The organism is Microbacterium jejuense (genome assembly GCF_039544225.1).
Lineage (GTDB): Bacteria > Actinomycetota > Actinomycetes > Actinomycetales > Microbacteriaceae > Microbacterium > Microbacterium jejuense.
Genome location: NZ_BAABLG010000002.1, coordinates 80,312 through 95,317, shown reverse-complemented (window position 1 = coordinate 95,317; position 15,006 = coordinate 80,312). Strand labels below are relative to the sequence as shown.

General features: G+C 66.3%; 16 protein-coding genes. 6 read left to right on the top strand and 10 right to left on the bottom strand.

Annotation, left to right across the window (positions count from 1 at the left end):
* Window positions 1–39: 39 nt before the first annotated feature.
* From ABEA46_RS02820 to ABEA46_RS02805, 4 genes are read left to right on the top strand one after another with little or no spacing between them, the layout of a single operon-like run.
* Window positions 40–549, top strand: a complete 510-nt coding sequence (locus ABEA46_RS02820; RefSeq protein WP_345542835.1) for a hypothetical protein — start codon at window positions 40–42, stop codon at window positions 547–549.
* Window positions 546–2,318 (top strand): type IV secretory system conjugative DNA transfer family protein, encoded by a 1,773-nt coding sequence (locus tag ABEA46_RS02815; RefSeq protein WP_345542834.1) that lies wholly within the window; start codon window positions 546–548, stop codon window positions 2,316–2,318. Before ABEA46_RS02820 ends, ABEA46_RS02815 begins: the two co-directional genes overlap by 4 nt.
* 55 nt (window positions 2,319–2,373) lie before the next feature.
* Window positions 2,374–2,799, top strand: a complete 426-nt coding sequence (locus ABEA46_RS02810) for a single-stranded DNA-binding protein (protein ID WP_345542833.1) — start codon at window positions 2,374–2,376, stop codon at window positions 2,797–2,799.
* A gap of 9 nt (window positions 2,800–2,808) precedes the next feature.
* Window positions 2,809–3,378 carry a hypothetical protein gene (locus ABEA46_RS02805; RefSeq protein ID WP_345542832.1) on the top strand — a complete coding sequence of 190 codons (570 nt, stop codon included), beginning with the start codon at window positions 2,809–2,811 and terminating at the stop codon, window positions 3,376–3,378.
* Window positions 3,379–3,486: 108 nt separating this feature from the next.
* On the opposite strand, the gene ABEA46_RS02800 is transcribed toward ABEA46_RS02805, so the two are convergent.
* The 10 genes from ABEA46_RS02800 to nrdH form a co-directional block, all read right to left on the bottom strand.
* On the bottom strand, window positions 3,487–3,981 hold the full coding sequence (locus ABEA46_RS02800; RefSeq protein ID WP_345542831.1) for a hypothetical protein: 495 nt from the start codon (window positions 3,979–3,981) through the stop codon (window positions 3,487–3,489).
* Window positions 3,978–5,117 carry a hypothetical protein gene (locus ABEA46_RS02795; RefSeq protein WP_345542830.1) on the bottom strand — a complete coding sequence of 380 codons (1,140 nt, stop codon included), beginning with the start codon at window positions 5,115–5,117 and terminating at the stop codon, window positions 3,978–3,980. The genes ABEA46_RS02800 and ABEA46_RS02795 overlap by 4 nt, the downstream gene beginning before the upstream one ends.
* Window positions 5,118–5,388: 271 nt before the next feature.
* A complete protein-coding gene (locus tag ABEA46_RS02790; protein ID WP_345542828.1) occupies window positions 5,389–6,357 on the bottom strand; it encodes a hypothetical protein in 969 nt (322 codons plus the stop codon).
* Window positions 6,350–6,625: a hypothetical protein gene (locus ABEA46_RS02785; protein ID WP_345542827.1), complete on the bottom strand. Its 276-nt coding sequence runs from the start codon at window positions 6,623–6,625 to the stop codon at window positions 6,350–6,352. Before ABEA46_RS02785 ends, ABEA46_RS02790 begins: the two co-directional genes overlap by 8 nt.
* A gap of 95 nt (window positions 6,626–6,720) precedes the next feature.
* On the bottom strand, window positions 6,721–6,927 hold the full coding sequence (locus ABEA46_RS02780; RefSeq protein ID WP_345542826.1) for a helix-turn-helix domain-containing protein: 207 nt from the start codon (window positions 6,925–6,927) through the stop codon (window positions 6,721–6,723).
* Window positions 6,928–6,959: 32 nt separating this feature from the next.
* Window positions 6,960–8,282 (bottom strand): tyrosine-type recombinase/integrase, encoded by a 1,323-nt coding sequence (locus ABEA46_RS02775; protein ID WP_345542825.1) that lies wholly within the window; start codon window positions 8,280–8,282, stop codon window positions 6,960–6,962.
* Between the two features lie 360 nt (window positions 8,283–8,642).
* Window positions 8,643–9,617, bottom strand: coding sequence for a class 1b ribonucleoside-diphosphate reductase subunit beta (gene nrdF, locus ABEA46_RS02770; RefSeq protein ID WP_345542824.1), 975 nt, complete (start codon window positions 9,615–9,617; stop codon window positions 8,643–8,645).
* Between the two features lie 30 nt (window positions 9,618–9,647).
* Window positions 9,648–11,780 carry a class 1b ribonucleoside-diphosphate reductase subunit alpha gene (gene nrdE / locus ABEA46_RS02765; protein WP_345542823.1) on the bottom strand — a complete coding sequence of 711 codons (2,133 nt, stop codon included), beginning with the start codon at window positions 11,778–11,780 and terminating at the stop codon, window positions 9,648–9,650.
* A gap of 5 nt (window positions 11,781–11,785) precedes the next feature.
* Window positions 11,786–12,232, bottom strand: a complete 447-nt coding sequence (gene nrdI / locus ABEA46_RS02760) for a class Ib ribonucleoside-diphosphate reductase assembly flavoprotein NrdI (RefSeq protein ID WP_345542822.1) — start codon at window positions 12,230–12,232, stop codon at window positions 11,786–11,788.
* 4 nt (window positions 12,233–12,236) lie between these two features.
* On the bottom strand, window positions 12,237–12,470 hold the full coding sequence (gene nrdH / locus ABEA46_RS02755; RefSeq protein ID WP_141893947.1) for a glutaredoxin-like protein NrdH: 234 nt from the start codon (window positions 12,468–12,470) through the stop codon (window positions 12,237–12,239).
* Between the two features lie 349 nt (window positions 12,471–12,819).
* On the opposite strand from nrdH, the gene ABEA46_RS02750 reads away from it, so the two are divergent.
* Together ABEA46_RS02750 and ABEA46_RS02745 are read left to right on the top strand one after the other, a co-directional pair.
* Window positions 12,820–14,028, top strand: coding sequence for an MFS transporter (locus tag ABEA46_RS02750; RefSeq protein ID WP_345542821.1), 1,209 nt, complete (start codon window positions 12,820–12,822; stop codon window positions 14,026–14,028).
* Between the two features lie 84 nt (window positions 14,029–14,112).
* Entirely contained in the window at window positions 14,113–15,003 is an 891-nt protein-coding gene (locus tag ABEA46_RS02745) for an intradiol ring-cleavage dioxygenase (protein ID WP_345542820.1), read from the top strand.
* Window positions 15,004–15,006 lie beyond the last annotated feature (3 nt).

Sequence of the window (15,006 nt, the reverse complement as noted above, 5' to 3'; positions counted from 1 at the left end):
GAGGAACGCCGCCTGCCGCCGGTCCTTCCGGTGATCGCGATGACGATCGCGACCGACGGAACCATGACCGTCACCATCGACGGTACGCCGCTCGAGCCGCCCCGATTCAGTCCGCCGTGGGTGCGCTCCTCGTTCGCAGCCGTCATCGACTCCGTGCTGGAAGACCGGGGCTCACCGGTGCGAGTACTCGTCTACGAAGCCGACGGCACCGTCTTCAGCGACCTCATCACCCGACCGCTGCAACGGGAACTTGACCCGACCGCACCGCCGCCGCAGCGAGAGGAGTCACCGGTAGGTCCGGTGCACGGCGCCGACGCCCTCATCGACGCCGCGCCGTTTATCGCGCCGCCGCGAGTCGTGCTCGGCGACGATGGCTTCATCCCCGGAGAGGACGTCGCCGTCGCGATCATCGTGCGACACACGAAGGCAGCCGCGGATGGTTCCGCGCGAGCACTCCTGGAACCGGGGATCTGCCAGGTCAGCGTGACCGGTGAGGTTGTGCTCGTGGGGCGGATCTCGGGCACCTGCGTCATCGGAGACCCGACGTGACCGGCAGCCCGGGCCTGGATGTCTCAGGTCGCGACGGACTCGCCAACCTCGCTCTCCTCGGGTTGGGCGGGGTCATCGCGATCGCCGGGGTTCTTCGTATATCCGGCAACGTCGCCGCGTTAGTCACCGGTGCGGCGCAACCGACCGGTGGTCTCGCGTCCGGACTCGGGGTGTTCGGATCGCCCGCAGACCCCGGGAACGCACTCGGCTCCGTCGGACTCAATCCGATCGTCTACTGGGCCGCCGTGGTTCTGTTTGTGGCGCTCGTCGCCGTTGCCGCGTGGTGGGTGTGGCGAGTCCTCCGCAGCCTGAATCGCCATGCTCTCTCCGATCCCAACCGCATCGCAGGGATCGCCTCCTCGGCAGACGTGCGGCGCGCAGCATCCGATCGCGCGCTCCTCTCCCGAGCCGCCCACCTGCGCGCGTCGCTCACCAACCCGCAGCCCAGCGACGTCGGATACCTCGTCGGCGTGGCACGAGGGTCGAAAGTCTGGACCTCGGTCGAAGACTCCATCCTCGTCATCGGCCCACCGCGGTCAGGGAAAGGGGCGCACATCGTCATCAACGCGATCCTCGACGCCCCGGGAGCGGTCGTCACGACCTCCACCCGCCCAGACAACCTCACCACGACGATTCGAGCGCGGATGAAGCACGGCCCCATTGCTGTGTTCGATCCGCAACAACTCGCCGCCGGAGTTCCGGCAGGACTGCGGTGGTCGCCGGTGCGGGGGTGCGAGATCCCGCTCACGGCGATGATCCGAGCCACAGGGCTTGCAGCTGGTACCGGTCTCTCAAGCGTCGGGGTGGAGAACGGCGGCTTCTGGGAGGGAAAGACGCGCACCGCGCTACAGGCGCTCCTTCATGCGGCCGCGCTCGACGGCCGCTCGCCAGCTGAGCTCTACCGTTGGACCCTCGACCCGACCGCGGCACAGGAAGCCGTCGCGATACTCACGAGCAACCCGGCCGCGGCAACAGGCTGGGCGGAGTCACTCGAGGCGATGATCGACGCTGACCCTCGAACACGGGACTCCATCTGGCAAGGAGTGTCCCTCGCCCTCGCCGCACTTGCCGACCCACGTGTTCTCGACGCGGTCAGCCCGGGCGAGGACGAGCACTTCGATCCAGAAGCCTTCCTCCGCCACAACGGCACGCTGTACCTCCTGGCGACGGGCGCCGGCGCGGGCGCCTCCTCCTCGCTGGTGGCCGCGCTGGTCGAGGACCTCGTCGAGACCGCTCGACGGATCGCCGCCCGCTCCCCTGGCGCGCGACTGGACCCGCCCGTTCTCCTGGCGCTTGACGAGATCGGCAACCTCGCGCCGCTACCTTCCCTGCCGGTACTGATGGCGGAAGGCGGAGGCACCGGGATCACGACGATGCCGGTGTTGCAGTCCCTCGCGCAGGCACGGCAGCGCTGGGGCGACAACGCGGCGACAGCGATCTGGGATGCGAGCATCGCCAAGATCGTGCTGGGCGGAGCATCCGGATCCCGCGATCTCCAGGACATCTCCACCCTGATCGGCGACCGCGATGAGATCACCGACTCCGTCACGGTCGGCGAACGCGGGCTCCGCTCCATCCAACGCTCGACACGACGGGTTCCGATCATGCCGCCCGACGTGATCCGAACCCTGCCGTACGGCACCGCCCTGCTCATGCTGAGGGCCGCGCCGCCGATCGTCACGCAGCTGCGCGAGTGGACGTCGCGACCCGACGGCGCAACGCTGCGCGATGACCGCGCGTGTGTCGAAGAGCGGCTGCGGCGGGGATAGCGAACGCACCTCCTTGGTGACGGCCGACCCGCGGCCTTCTCGGTAGGAGCATCCGATGACCATCCACACCCAGCAATCACTCTCCGGCTTCCTCGCCTCGGAGCCTCAACTCGCTTTCAACGCGAAGGGCGAGGCCCGCTTCTGGGCACGCATCGGGCAGGAACACTACGAGCGCAACGAAGACGGCTCCTTCACACAGACCGAGACGACGTACCACGACCTCGTGATGTTCCGCCGCAACGCCGAACGCGCCTACGCCATGTTCAACAAGGGCGACGCCTTCATCGCCGAGGGTTACACCCACACGTCGTCACGACAGCGCGACGGCGAAACGGTCGAGACCGAAGAGTTCGTCGCGAAACGCCTCGGCCACGACTCGGCCCGCACGAACTACACCCTGCAGCGGGGCCGCACCCTCCCGCCGCTGGCACCCTCGACACCCGCCACGACCAAGCCCGCGGTGCGACCCGTGGGCCTCTGAGGCCGAGCGATGACTGCGGATGAGCCCCTCCACATCCCGGGCTACCAATTCGACCCACCCGCGCCCGACGAGCCGGACACCGAGCCCGAAGGACTTCCTTCGATCCCACGCCCGGTGAACTGGAACATCCTCACATCCGACCAAGCCGCGTTCGAGTGGGTCGAGCTTGACAGATGGGTGAACTGGCTCCGCAGGACATATGGGCTCGGTCCATCGGTCATTCCGCCGCTGTGGCATCGTCACCCTGAGCTCGTCTGGGAGCTATCAGCCCTGCACCTCCACTGGCTCTGCGCCTACGACGAACAGCAGCACGGGTCCGCACCCCTGGGATGGCACCAAGACTTCGCCGCCGTACGCGAACGTCTTCACGACTGGGTGGCTGCGTCCGGCTCGCGTCTCGACCGCGACCGGGCGACGCGTCAGACCGCGTGGCCTGGAGAAGACGCTGCGCCCACGATCGCCGAAGCGCCGATTCACGATCGGGCGGCCGACTTCCGCAGCTTCGTCGTCGAGGATGTCGCGCGACGGAGAGCCGTGGAGGACGCCTTCATCGCGGATGGGGGCGGCGGTCGCGAGTAGACTCTCCGCGGCCGCGCTCGCTGGAGGACCGACCTTCGAACGCCTAGCTGAACGGGCTCGTGCCCCAGAGGTGCCCCTCGTGGTCTTGCAAACGCACGCCTACGACGACTATTGGGTGGACTCGGGCAGGTCGACGAAGAGCTCGCCGTCGTTCGGCCTGGCCGTGGTGGTGATCTCGCCGCGGGCCATTGCCCGCTGATACAGGAGGAACCGGACCGACTTAATGTCAACCTTGGTCATCTGCCGATAGTCGACGTAGCAGTGCCCCGGCGCACGCGCGCGGTCTTCTTCGAGCGGTGCGGCCGCGTCGTCGATCGCGAACGTTTCGGCCTCGAACACCTCGTCGACGCTGACTGCCCACACCCCCGTCGACTTGCTGTTGCCGTTTCCGGGCTCGTTGTGCCAGTCCCGCGCATCCTGCGCAGAAACCACGCTGGATCGAGAGTACGACGGCTTTCCCTGGTCGGCCGTCGACGGGCCAAAGACGTGCGTGAGGATCGCACCGTCAGGCACCATCCACTCAAGGATCTGCCGATACAGGAGCTCCTCGCGATCGTCGATAAGGCTCTCGCCCTCGTGGAGCGTCACGTTCGGCGCCGTCACGTCTCGTCCTCCTTCGCGAAGCGGACAGCGTCCTTCAGGTTGCGAGTCTCAGTCTGCGTGCCGCGGCGCTCGCCGGTTCGCATCGAGAAGAGTTCGAAAAGGCCGTCCTCGAGGATCTCAACTGAGCGGATCCCGCTAGGCGTGATCCACTCCAGGAGCACCCCGCCCTCTTCAGTCGGTGCGAGAGACGGTGGGCGAATCTGCACGTCGACCTGGCGGAGCAGCTGCTGTGCAGCGTCGAGCGCGATCGACGAGATCTGCTCGCCCCTGCCGTCCGCCCATCCGGACGGCAGTGTGACGAAGCTGGTGAGTGCTCGTCCCCAGGCAGTGTCATCGAACTCGATGCGTTCGATTCGCGACGTGGTCCAGAAGCCCCACGGTTCGCCATCTTTGGACCGTAGGTCGCCATAGATTCGGGTGAGCGGCCCATCGCTCGTCGAGTTAACGACCTCGCGGAGAGAGTCGAGGATCTCCGGGTTGCCGGCGTAGCGCCCGAGGATGCGGCCGTACTTCTCGCTGTTGAGCTCGAATCGCTTTCGCTCCGCGTCAACGACGGTCACGCGGGCGACCATGCTCGTCTCCTCGTGCGTCACCCCCGAGGCGGCCGTGAGCGGCGGCTCGCTGAGGAAGTCCTGGAGGATCAGTCGGCCCGCTGCTGCAGGGCGGGTGTCGATGGTGATGGTGACGGGCGGCTCGTCAGCGTCAGCCGAGTACAGCACCATCGACTGGCCAACCTGCAGTGTCGAGCCGAGCTCCGCGATCGTCCCTCGAACCTCGTCTTCGACGTCGTCTGGAAGTTCAGGAAGGGTCGTGCCCTGGTAGGCAGCCTCGATTGTCGAGTCGATCGCGTCCTGAGCTTGTTCGCGGTACTCCTGGTGGATGGCTGTCTGCTCGAATACGAGGACGATCTCCGCGCTGCCGTCTTCAATGTCCTCGATCACCAGGCTCACGGAGTCGCGGAAGTCTGCGGGGAGGGACTCGCCGGGGTGATCACGTAGCCACTCGTGCTCAGCGAAGCTGCGGATCGCGTTCTGGTACCGCTCGAGTTCGATGAGGTAGTCGACGGGCAGGCGTCCTCCGTCGAATCTCGAGCCCGTAAGACGGATACGCTTCGCGCTCGCCTCGGGCTCGGTCATTCGCTCATCGTAGGGGTAGCCATCCCCACCGCGCGAATGCGCGACGACACGTGCGCGACATGGATCGCAGTGGTCATCGTCGAGGCGAACCACGCTCGGCGGTGGCGCGCCTCCCCCGCGCCCTCCGCATCACCGATCGGAGCGCCGGCACCGCTCATCGGCTTCGGCGCGAAACTCGCGCTCGAACACCGCTGAGCCCGCACAGCATGCTGAGCAATCGCGATTGCGCGCATCGGTCCCACCCTCGTGCGGTGCGCGGAAGAGGAACGTGTCAGAGCGTGATGTCGGGTTCCCTTTTGACGAGGTCGGTCGTGAGCCAGCGAAAGATCGTCAGCGACGAAGTCGGGGACGCAGCACTGGCACGGAGGTAGCCGCGGCTGGCGAACTCGAGCGCGTGGCGGCGCGGCTCCGTGTAGACGTCGAGAGGCAACATCCCGCCTCGGAAACGTGCCCGGGAGACCTCTGCGACACGGGCGCGCAGCTCAATCTCATGGTCGGCGAAGTATTCCTCGGCGATCGCGAGGATCTCCCGGACGACACGACGGTTCTCCGAACGCTCGTGCAGCGCATGCACCAGTTCGGGGGGAGTCGGTTCATCCTGCTCTCGGATTCGGGCGACATCCACACCGCTGCGCTTCTTCGCGAAGAAGGCGGTTGCTGCGGCTTCGTTGTGGCGTCGCTCCGGAGCGTGCACGCGGTGCAGCTGCCGCTCAGGGAGCCCGGCGCGTGCCTGGCGACGCGCGAGGCGCCTCGCCTTGTTCTCGCGATCACGGTACGTCGCACGCTGAGCGGTGGTGGGTGACCATGTCGAGTCGCGGCCGGCGGCCCTGGCACGGTCGACGGCGCGGCGGCGGGCCTCGTTCGCCTTCTCCGGGTCTGCGGCTTCACTGGCGCGGCGGCGTTCGGCGATCGCGTCGCGGTTCCGGTAGTAGTAGTCACGCTGAGCCTGCTTGTACGCGTCTGGGTGCTTCTGCTTGTACCGCTCCCGTGCCTGCTGACGCTCCTCCGGGTGCTCCTTGGCCCACGCTTTGGCGCGATCGATTCCCTTCTGGCGCTGAGCTTTCTCCTCTCGCGCACGCTGCGTCCGCTGGCGTTCACGGTCGCGGTTCTTGCGACGGATGTCTTCGCGATTCCGTTCCCGGTACTCGGCGTAGTAGCTCGGGTGCGCGTCGTTCCACGCCTTCCGCTGTGCGGCCAGGCGCGCTGCGCGCTCGTCGTCGCTCGCGTGCGCGTCATTCATGGTGGTCCACGGCGAGCACGTCGTCGAGCTCGACGAGCGCGGTGAACAGCTCCTCGCGTGTCGCGGTGGGGTCGGTGATCGCACGCGCGAAGAGTGCACTCATCCGGCCCCGTTCGGCGTCGGAGACGTCACCGAGCCGCACGAGACACCATTCGATGTCCTCGTCGAGGCTGTAGCTCGGATCATCCGCCTCGATGCCCGGGTAGTACAGGAAGGCGAGCACAGCCACGTGCTCGAGGACGGCGTCAGCCCGCTCACGATCGCTCATGCCAGGAAGGTGCGCGGTGCACGCCCTATCGACCTCGACCGTGCTCAGACCCAAGCGGATCCGAGCACGGCTGAAGTGGCGAGACCTGACTCAGATCAGCGCATCGTCGGAATCTCGACGGCCAGGTGCTCGCTGAGTTCGTCGAGGTCGACGCGGATGAGCCGACCAACGCGATACCCGTGCACGGTTCCGTCCGAGATTCGTCGGCGAAGCGTCTTGATGGAGATGCCGAACCTCTCGGCAGCGACCGCAAGAGACACCAGCGATCGCGCTGTGCGGTCGACCGAATTGTAGGTGGTCATCTCGATTGCCCCTCTCGCGTAACGCTCTCATCTCATAGGTGAGCACGCACGTCCCGCGGCTCGGATGCCGTGCCGGCATCGCTCGCAAGCGCGGCTGCGACTCGATCGCTCATGCGGTCAGCGAGCTCGCGATCCCGTTCCAGCGTGGCGTGCTGATACCGCAGCACGACACGGATGTCGGCGTGACCGCCGCGGCGCATCAGCTCCGCAAGCGTCGCGCCCTCCCGAGCGAAAATCGTGAGTCCCGTGTGACGTAGATCGTGGAAACGGAATCGTGGCGGCAGCCCGTCGATCCCCTCGCGAACATCCGCCCAGATGAAGCCCCATCGCGTGTTCGACAGTGGCATGCTGCTGCGCGCACTGCCGGGAATGAGTGGCGCCTTCGCCTCGGGTGCGACGTTGTCTCGGAGGTGCGCCTCGAGTCGACGCAGCATGAGCTTCGGGATGCTGAGCGATCTTCGACCGGCAGCGCTCTTCAGCTCGTTCGAGTAGTCACCCGTGTTCGCATTCAGCTGGCGGCGCACGTGCAGTGTGGCGCTGCCGTCGGGGTGCCATTCGACATCACGCCGTTGCAACCCCAAGCACTCGCCGCGCCGCAGTTGGCACCACGCAGCGAGCAGCACCATCATCGCCCATGGTGTCGGTGTCGCGTCGAACAACGCCTCGACCTGGCGTGGCGTGGCAACGAACTCACCCTCGTCGTTGTCCTCGCTTCGCCGTACCGACTCCTGCTTCGGAACGGAGATTGCCGGTGCCGCGGCGATGATCCCGTCGCGCGCTGCCTGGCGAAGAATCATCATGAGGACGATGAGAACAGGCCGAGTGATTCCGTTGAACTTGGATCTTGGGTTCAGCGGAGACGGGATGCTGTCGAGCCGGTCGGTCATCTCCCGGATTCGGCCCTTGTCGATGTCGCGCACGGGCGTGTTGCCGAACTCCGGAATCAGGTAGCCGTCGACCTTGCTTTTGTACGCGCGGATGGTCCCTACGGCCCGGCGCTTTCCGCTGCGGTTGGGTTCGACACGGATCTGGGCGATCCAGCGATTCGCGTACTCCGTGAAGCCGATCGAGCGAGCGCGCTCCGCATCCGCCTCTGCGCGCCGCCGCGCCGCAAGTTCGGCCGGCTGCTCCCACTCATGGCGCGCGATCTTCGTGTGCACGCTGGCGAGCCACGAGCGCGCGTCGGTCTTCGTGAGGAAAGTCAGCGGCTTGTCGTCCTCGGTGCGCGCGGTGTAGGTCTCCCCGTCGGGGGCGGGATATCGCGCCTGCCAGCGACCCGACGGGAGCTTGCGCAGGCTCCCCCACGCCTCTCGCCGGACCGACGCCGTCTCTGTCGCTCGCGCAGAACGCATCATGCCCTCCCCTGGTCAGGAGCGGACTCACGTGGACAGGCGTGCCACTCCGTGCCACTCCGTGTCTCGGGCACCAACGAACACCTTCTGATCGGGGATTTCTCCCGCGGCGCAATACACGATGTGGCACGCTGTGGCACGCGCCCGATGGCACGGCGAATCCGAATTCCGGCTGCTGAGCCACCCCGCTCTCCCCAAAGAGGTGGGTGCGTGCCACCCCCGTGCCACTCCGAATGGCCAATCCTGTTCATTCCTGTCCTCCTCTGTCTCTTGAGAGAAGGCACGAGAGAGGCCCGAATCCGCAGAGTCCTGCGCATCCGGGCCTCTCACCGGCCGTTTCGGGCCGGAGTCAGAATCGGGAGGTCAGAAGTCCCAGTCCTCGTCCTCGGTCGCCTCGGCCTTGCCGATGACGTATGACGAGCCCGACCCCGAGAAGAAGTCGTGGTTCTCGTCGGCGTTCGGCGACAGGGCCGACAGGATCGCCGGGTTCACGTCGGTGACGGTCGAGGGGAACATCGCCTCGTAGCCCAGGTTCATGAGGGCCTTGTTGGCGTTGTAGTGCAGGAACTTCTTGACGTCCTCGGTGAGGCCGACGCCGTCGTAGAGGTCCTGCGTGTACTGCACCTCGTTGTCGTAGAGCTCGTACAGCAGCGAGAACGTGTAGTCCTTGATCTCGTCGCGCTTGGCCTGATCCATCGTCTCCAGTCCGCGCTGGAACTTGTAGCCGATGTAGTAGCCGTGCACGGCCTCGTCGCGGATGATGAGGCGGATGAGGTCGGCCGTGTTCGTGAGCTTCGCGCGCGACGACCAGTGCATCGGCAGGTAGAAGCCCGAGTAGAACAGGAACGACTCGAGCAGGGTCGAGGCGACCTTGCGCTTGAGGGGCTCGTCGCCGCGGTAGTACTCCATGACGATCTGAGCCTTCTTCTGAAGGTTCTCGTTCTCGACCGACCAGCGGAACGCCTCGTCGATCTCCTTCGTCGAGCACAGCGTCGAGAAGATCGATGAGTACGACTTGGCGTGCACCGACTCCATGAACGCGATGTTGGTGTACACGGCCTCTTCGTGCGGCGTGATCGCGTCGGGGATGAGCGAGACCGCACCCACCGTTCCCTGGATCGTGTCGAGCAGGGTCAGGCCCGTGAACACGCGCATCGTGAGGGTCTGCTCCTCGGGGGTGAGCGTGTTCCACGACTGGATGTCGTTCGACAGCGGCACCTTCTCGGGCAGCCAGAAGTTGTTCACGAGGCGGTTCCACACCTCGAGGTCCTTGTCGTCCTGGATGCGGTTCCAGTTGATCGCCTGGACGTGGTTCAGGAGCTGAAGCTTCTCGCTCATTTTCTTTCTCTCAAATCCCGGGTCGGCGCGTCACAGGGTGCAGGAGACGCACTCGGTCATGTCCGTGCCCTCGAGGGCCATCTGCCGCAGGCGGATGTAGTAGATCGTCTTGATGCCCTTGCGCCAGGCATAGATCTGGGCCTTGTTGATGTCGCGCGTGGTCGCGGTGTCCTTGAAGAACAGCGTGAGCGACAGGCCCTGGTCGACGTGCTGGGTGGCGGCGGCGTAGGTGTCGATGACCTTCTCGTAGCCGATCTCGTACGCGTCCTGGTAGTACTCCAGGTTGTCGTTCGTCATGAACGCCGCCGGGTAGTAGACGCGGCCGAGCTTGCCTTCCTTGCGGATCTCGATCTTCGCCGCGATCGGGTGGATCGACGACGTCGAGTTGTTGATGTACGAGATCGAGCCGGTCGGCGGCACCGCCTGCAGGTTCTGGTTGTAGATGCCGTGCTGCTGGATCGAGGCCTTCAGCTCGCGCCAGTCGTCCTGCGTGGGGATGTGGTGGCCGGCGAACATCTCCTTGACCTTGTCGGTCGCGGGGACCCACTCCTGCTCGATGTACTTGTCGAAGAACTCGCCCGACGCGTACGTCGAGTCCGCGAAGCCGTCGAAGGTCTCGCCGCGCTCGATCGCGATCCTGTTGGACGCGGTCAGCGCGTGGAACAGCACCGAGTAGAAGTAGATGTTCGTGAAGTCCACGCCCTCTTCGGACCCGTAGTAGACGTGCTCACGGGCGAGGTAGCCGTGCAGGTTCATCTGGCCGAGGCCGATCGCGTGCGAGCGGTCGTTGCCGTCCTCGATCGAGCGGACCGAGGCGATGTGGCTCTGCTGGCTCACCGCGGTGAGGGCGCGGATGCTGGTCTCCACCGTCTTGGCCAGGTTGCCGCCGTCCATCGCCAGGGCGATGTTGAGCGAGCCCAGGTTGCACGAGATGTCCTTGCCGATGTGGTCGTACGAGAGGTCCTCGTTGAACGTCGTCGGCGTGTTGACCTGCAGGATCTCGGAGCACAGGTTGGACATGTTGATCCGGCCCTTGATCGGGTTGGCCTTGTTCACCGTGTCTTCGAACATGATGTACGGGTAGCCCGACTCGAACTGGATCTCGGCGAGGGTCTGGAAGAACTCGCGCGCGTTGATCTTCGTCTTCTTGATGCGCGAGTCGTTCACCATCTCGCGGTACTTCTCGGTGACCGAGATGTCGCCGAACGGCACGCCGTAGACGCGCTCGACGTCGTAGGGCGAGAAGAGGTACATGTCTTCGCCGTTCTTGGCGAGCTCGAACGTGATGTCGGGCACGACGACGCCCAGCGACAGCGTCTTGATGCGGATCTTCTCGTCGGCGTTCTCGCGCTTGGTGTCGAGGAACCGCATGATGTCGGGGTGGTGGGCGTTGAGGTACACCGCGCCGGCGCCCTGACGCGCGCCGAGCTGGTTGGCGTACGAGAAGGAGTCTTCGAGGAGCTTCATCACGGGGATGATGCCGCTGGACTGGTTCTCGATCTGCTTGATGGGCGCACCCGACTCGCGGATGTTCGAGAGCAGCAGCGCCACGCCGCCGCCGCGCTTGGACAGCTGCAGCGCCGAGTTGATGCCGCGGGCGATCGACTCCATGTTGTCTTCGATGCGCAGCAGGAAGCACGAGACGAGCTCGCCGCGCTGCGCCTTGCCGGCGTTGAGGAACGTCGGGGTGGCCGGCTGGAAGCGGCCCGAGATGATCTCTTCGACGAGGCCGACGGCGAGCTTCTCGTCGCCGTCCGCGAGCGCGAGGGCCGTCATCACGACGCGGTCCTCGAAGCGCTCGAGGTAGCGCTTGCCGTCGAAGGTCTTGAGCGTGTAGCTCGTGTAGTACTTGAACGCCCCGAGGAAGGTCTCGAACCGGAACTTCTTCGAATAGGCGAGGTCGTTGAGCTTCTGGACGAACTCGAACGAGTACTTGTCGAGGACGGCGCCCTCGTAGTACTCCTTCTCGACCAGGTAGTCCAGGCGCTCCTTGAGCGAGTGGAAGAACACCGTGTTCTGGTTCACGTGCTGCAGGAAGTACTCCCGCGCCGCGCGCTTGTCGGCGTCGAACTGGATCTGCCCGTTCGCGTCGTACAGGTTCAGCATCGCGTTGAGGGCGTGATAGTCCATGCCCTCGAAGCGTGCCTCCGTCTTGAAGTCCATCTGCGTCAGAGTTCCCACCATCGTTCCAATCCCGCGCTCACGCGTTCCACATCTTCAGGCGTGCCGAATACCTCTAGCCGGTACAAGTGCGGCACGTGACACTTGCGGCTGATGATGTCGCCGGCGATGCAGAAGTGCTCGCCGAAGTTGGTGTTCCCCGCGGAGATGACTCCGCGGATGAGGCCGCGGTTTCGCTCGTCGTTGAGGAAACGGATGACCTGCTTGGGAACGGCGCCCTTCTCGACTCCCCGGCCCTGGCCTCCGCCATAGGTGGGTGTCACGAGGACGTACGGCTCGTCGACCACGAGCGCCGGATCCGTCGAATGCAGCGGGATCCGGACTGCTCGTGCGCCGAGCTTCTCGATGAAACGCGCGGTGTTGCCCGACACGCTCGAGAAGTAGACCAGCAGCGGTGCGCTCGTCGCGACGCGCTGCGCCACGAGAGCAGACATGATGTCAGCTCAGACGCGCGGCGAGCTCGTCGATCTTGTCGGGGCGGAAGCCCGACCAGTGGTCCTCATCGGTGATGACGACCGGCGCCTGGAGGTACCCCAGCGCCTTGACCTGCTCGAGGGCCGTGGGGTCCTCGGAGAGGTCGTGGACTTCGTACTCGATGCCCTTCGAGTCGAGGGCTCGGTAGGTCGCCGTGCACTGCACGCATGCGGGCTTGGTATAGACCGTGATCGCCATGTCGATTCTGCTCTCCTCGTTACTTCTCCGGCAGTCCCCCCGCCGGGAGACCAATACTACATATGGGTACCGACATCCGTAAGCACCACAAGGGCTAGTAGTTACATCGGTGTGATTTTCCACCGTTCTCCCCATGTACAACACAGGTTCTCCACGGATTCATCCACAGCCCGAGGGACCTCGAAAACGCCGGGATCACGGGGGTTTCGGGAGCCACGGCCGCATCCCTCCACAGCCGCGACGGTAGTCCGGGGCTCCGACATCGGATTCGGCTGTGGAGAGCGGCCCCGGCGTGTCGCGCACCCCGTCGGCGTGTCGCGATTCGGCGGCCGTGGCGTAACGTTGTCTGGTGGCCGGCTACGGGGATCTTCTGCGCACTCCTGGCGTCCTCCGCATGATCTCGGCGCAGCTGGTCGCACGGTTCCCGAACGGCATGATCAGCCTCGTGATCCTCCTCCATATCGAGGGCATCACCGGCTCGTACGGCGCCGCCGGCGTCGTCCTGGCGGCCATGTCGATCGGGCAGGCGATCGCCGGCCCCGTGACGAGCCGGTGGATGGGCCGCTGGGGCATGCGGCGGGTGCTGACGCTCACGACAGTCGTGTCGGCGGCATCCCTGCTGGGCATCGCGTTCCTCGTCTCGCCCGTGCCGGTGTACGTCGTGCTCGGGTTCATCGCGGGCATGTCGACGCCGCCCATCGTGTCGGCGGTGCGCACGATCTACCCCAAGCTCGTCAACTCGAAGCAGCTGACCGGGCTGTACTCGCTCGACGCCTCGCTCCAGGAGATCATCTGGATCCTCGCGCCGGTGCTGATCACTTTCGTCGCCACCCAGGCGGGGACGGTCGTCGGCCTCGTGCTGGTGGTGGTCATCCTGCTGTCGGGCTGCGCGTGGTTCATCCTGTCGCCCGAGGTGGGCCGCGTGCGCATCCCGCGCAGCAAGCGGTCGCTCGGCAAGGTGCTCGCTCGTCCGCCGATCCTGCTCGCCACGGTCATCGGGTTCCTGCTGATCGGCTCGTTCGCGGCGGTCGAGGCGAGCGTCGTGGCCACGTTCTCGCACGGCGGCGTCGAGGCGGGCCTCGTGCTGGCGGTGTTCTCGATCGGCAGTCTCGCCGGCGGGCTCGCCTTCGGGCACCTGCCGATGGGGCGCTGGGCGATGGTGCGCCGCCTCACCGTGGTGGCGTTCGGCCTCGTCCTGACCACCCTCTGGGTGAACGTGTGGTGGATCTCGGCGACGCTGTTCGTCGCGGGCATCGGCATCGCCCCCGCGCTCGGCGTGCTGTCGGCGATGACGACCGCGAGCGTCAAGTTCAGCGACACCGCCGAGGCGTTCGGCTGGGTCGGCACCGGGCAGCTGATCGGCGCCGCGGTGGGCTCGGCAGTCGCCGGATTCCTCATCGACGGCCCCGGCGGGGTCACCGCCGCCTACGTGTCGGCCGCGGCGTTCTGCGCACTCGCGCTGCTCGTCGCCCTCGTGTTCGTACGCCATCAGCCCGACCTGCGCGAGCGCGGCGCGAGCCCCATCCCCGACACCGAGCCCGTGCAGACCATCGGCTGAGCCCGCCGAAGGCTGACCGTCGGCCACATCCCGCGCACACGCACCCCATAGACGCCGCATAGGGCGGACCGGTCTACTCGAGCCATGCGCACCGACGAGAAGGACTGGCTCGACGCCGACGGCAACCCCATCGACGAGGATCACCGCGGCCTCGTCTACGACATCCGCACCCTGATCGACCGGCGCCGCGCGCTCGGCATCTTCAGCGGCGTGGCCCTGACCAGTCTGCTCACCGCGTGCGGCGTGACCGGCGACGAGGACGCCTCTGCCACGCCGAGCTCGTCGGGCGCGGCATCCACCAGCCCCTCCGCGACGCCGGCGGCCTCGGCGACCGCCGACGCGTCGGGCCCGGTCGACGAGGTGCCGGACGAGACCGCGGGGCCCTACCCGGCCGACGGCTCGAACGGGGTGGACGTGCTCGACGACTCGGGCATCGTGCGCAACGACATCCGCTCCAGCTTCGGGTCGTCGTCGACGTCCGCCGAGGGCGTGCCGCTCACGATCGCGCTGACGGTGCGGGATGCCGCGACCGGCGCCGCGCTGGCCGGTCGCGGGGTCTACCTGTGGCATTGCGACCGCGACGGCAACTACTCGCTGTACAGCCGCGGCATCGAGAACGAGAACTACCTGCGCGGCGTGCAGGAGACCGACGCGAACGGCACGGTGACCTTCACGTCGATCTATCCGGCGTGCTACTCGGGGCGCTGGCCGCACATCCACTTCGAGGTCTACGAGGACGTCGCGACCGCGGTCGCCACCGGGCCGATCGTGAAGACGAGCCAGATCGCGCTGCCGGCCGAGACGAACGACGCCGTGTACGCGACCAGCGGCTACGAGCAGAGCGTACGCAACGCGAGCCAGGTGTCGCTGAGCAGCGACATGGTCTTCGGCGACGACGGCGGCATCCATCAGATCGCGACCATGGCGGGCTCCGCCTCCGAGGGCTACACCGCGTCGCTCGCCATCGGGGTCTAGGAC

What these genes read in the sequence shown, in the direction of transcription:
- ABEA46_RS02820 (WP_345542835.1), top strand. Translation starts at nt 40, where the DNA reads ATGACGATCGCGACCGACGGAACCATGACCGTCACCATCGACGGTACG.
- ABEA46_RS02810 (WP_345542833.1), top strand. Translation starts at nt 2,374, where the DNA reads ATGACCATCCACACCCAGCAATCACTCTCCGGCTTCCTCGCCTCGGAG.
- ABEA46_RS02805 (WP_345542832.1), top strand. Translation starts at nt 2,809, where the DNA reads ATGACTGCGGATGAGCCCCTCCACATCCCGGGCTACCAATTCGACCCA.
- ABEA46_RS02795 (WP_345542830.1), bottom strand. Translation starts at nt 5,117, where the DNA reads ATGACCGAGCCCGAGGCGAGCGCGAAGCGTATCCGTCTTACGGGCTCG.
- ABEA46_RS02790 (WP_345542828.1), bottom strand. Translation starts at nt 6,357, where the DNA reads ATGAATGACGCGCACGCGAGCGACGACGAGCGCGCAGCGCGCCTGGCC.
- ABEA46_RS02785 (WP_345542827.1), bottom strand. Translation starts at nt 6,625, where the DNA reads ATGAGCGATCGTGAGCGGGCTGACGCCGTCCTCGAGCACGTGGCTGTG.
- ABEA46_RS02780 (WP_345542826.1), bottom strand. Translation starts at nt 6,927, where the DNA reads ATGACCACCTACAATTCGGTCGACCGCACAGCGCGATCGCTGGTGTCT.
- ABEA46_RS02775 (WP_345542825.1), bottom strand. Translation starts at nt 8,282, where the DNA reads ATGATGCGTTCTGCGCGAGCGACAGAGACGGCGTCGGTCCGGCGAGAG.
- nrdF (WP_345542824.1), bottom strand. Translation starts at nt 9,617, where the DNA reads ATGAGCGAGAAGCTTCAGCTCCTGAACCACGTCCAGGCGATCAACTGG.
- nrdE (WP_345542823.1), bottom strand. Translation starts at nt 11,780, where the DNA reads ATGGACTTCAAGACGGAGGCACGCTTCGAGGGCATGGACTATCACGCC.
- nrdI (WP_345542822.1), bottom strand. Translation starts at nt 12,232, where the DNA reads ATGTCTGCTCTCGTGGCGCAGCGCGTCGCGACGAGCGCACCGCTGCTG.
- nrdH (WP_141893947.1), bottom strand. Translation starts at nt 12,470, where the DNA reads ATGGCGATCACGGTCTATACCAAGCCCGCATGCGTGCAGTGCACGGCG.
- ABEA46_RS02745 (WP_345542820.1), top strand. Translation starts at nt 14,113, where the DNA reads ATGCGCACCGACGAGAAGGACTGGCTCGACGCCGACGGCAACCCCATC.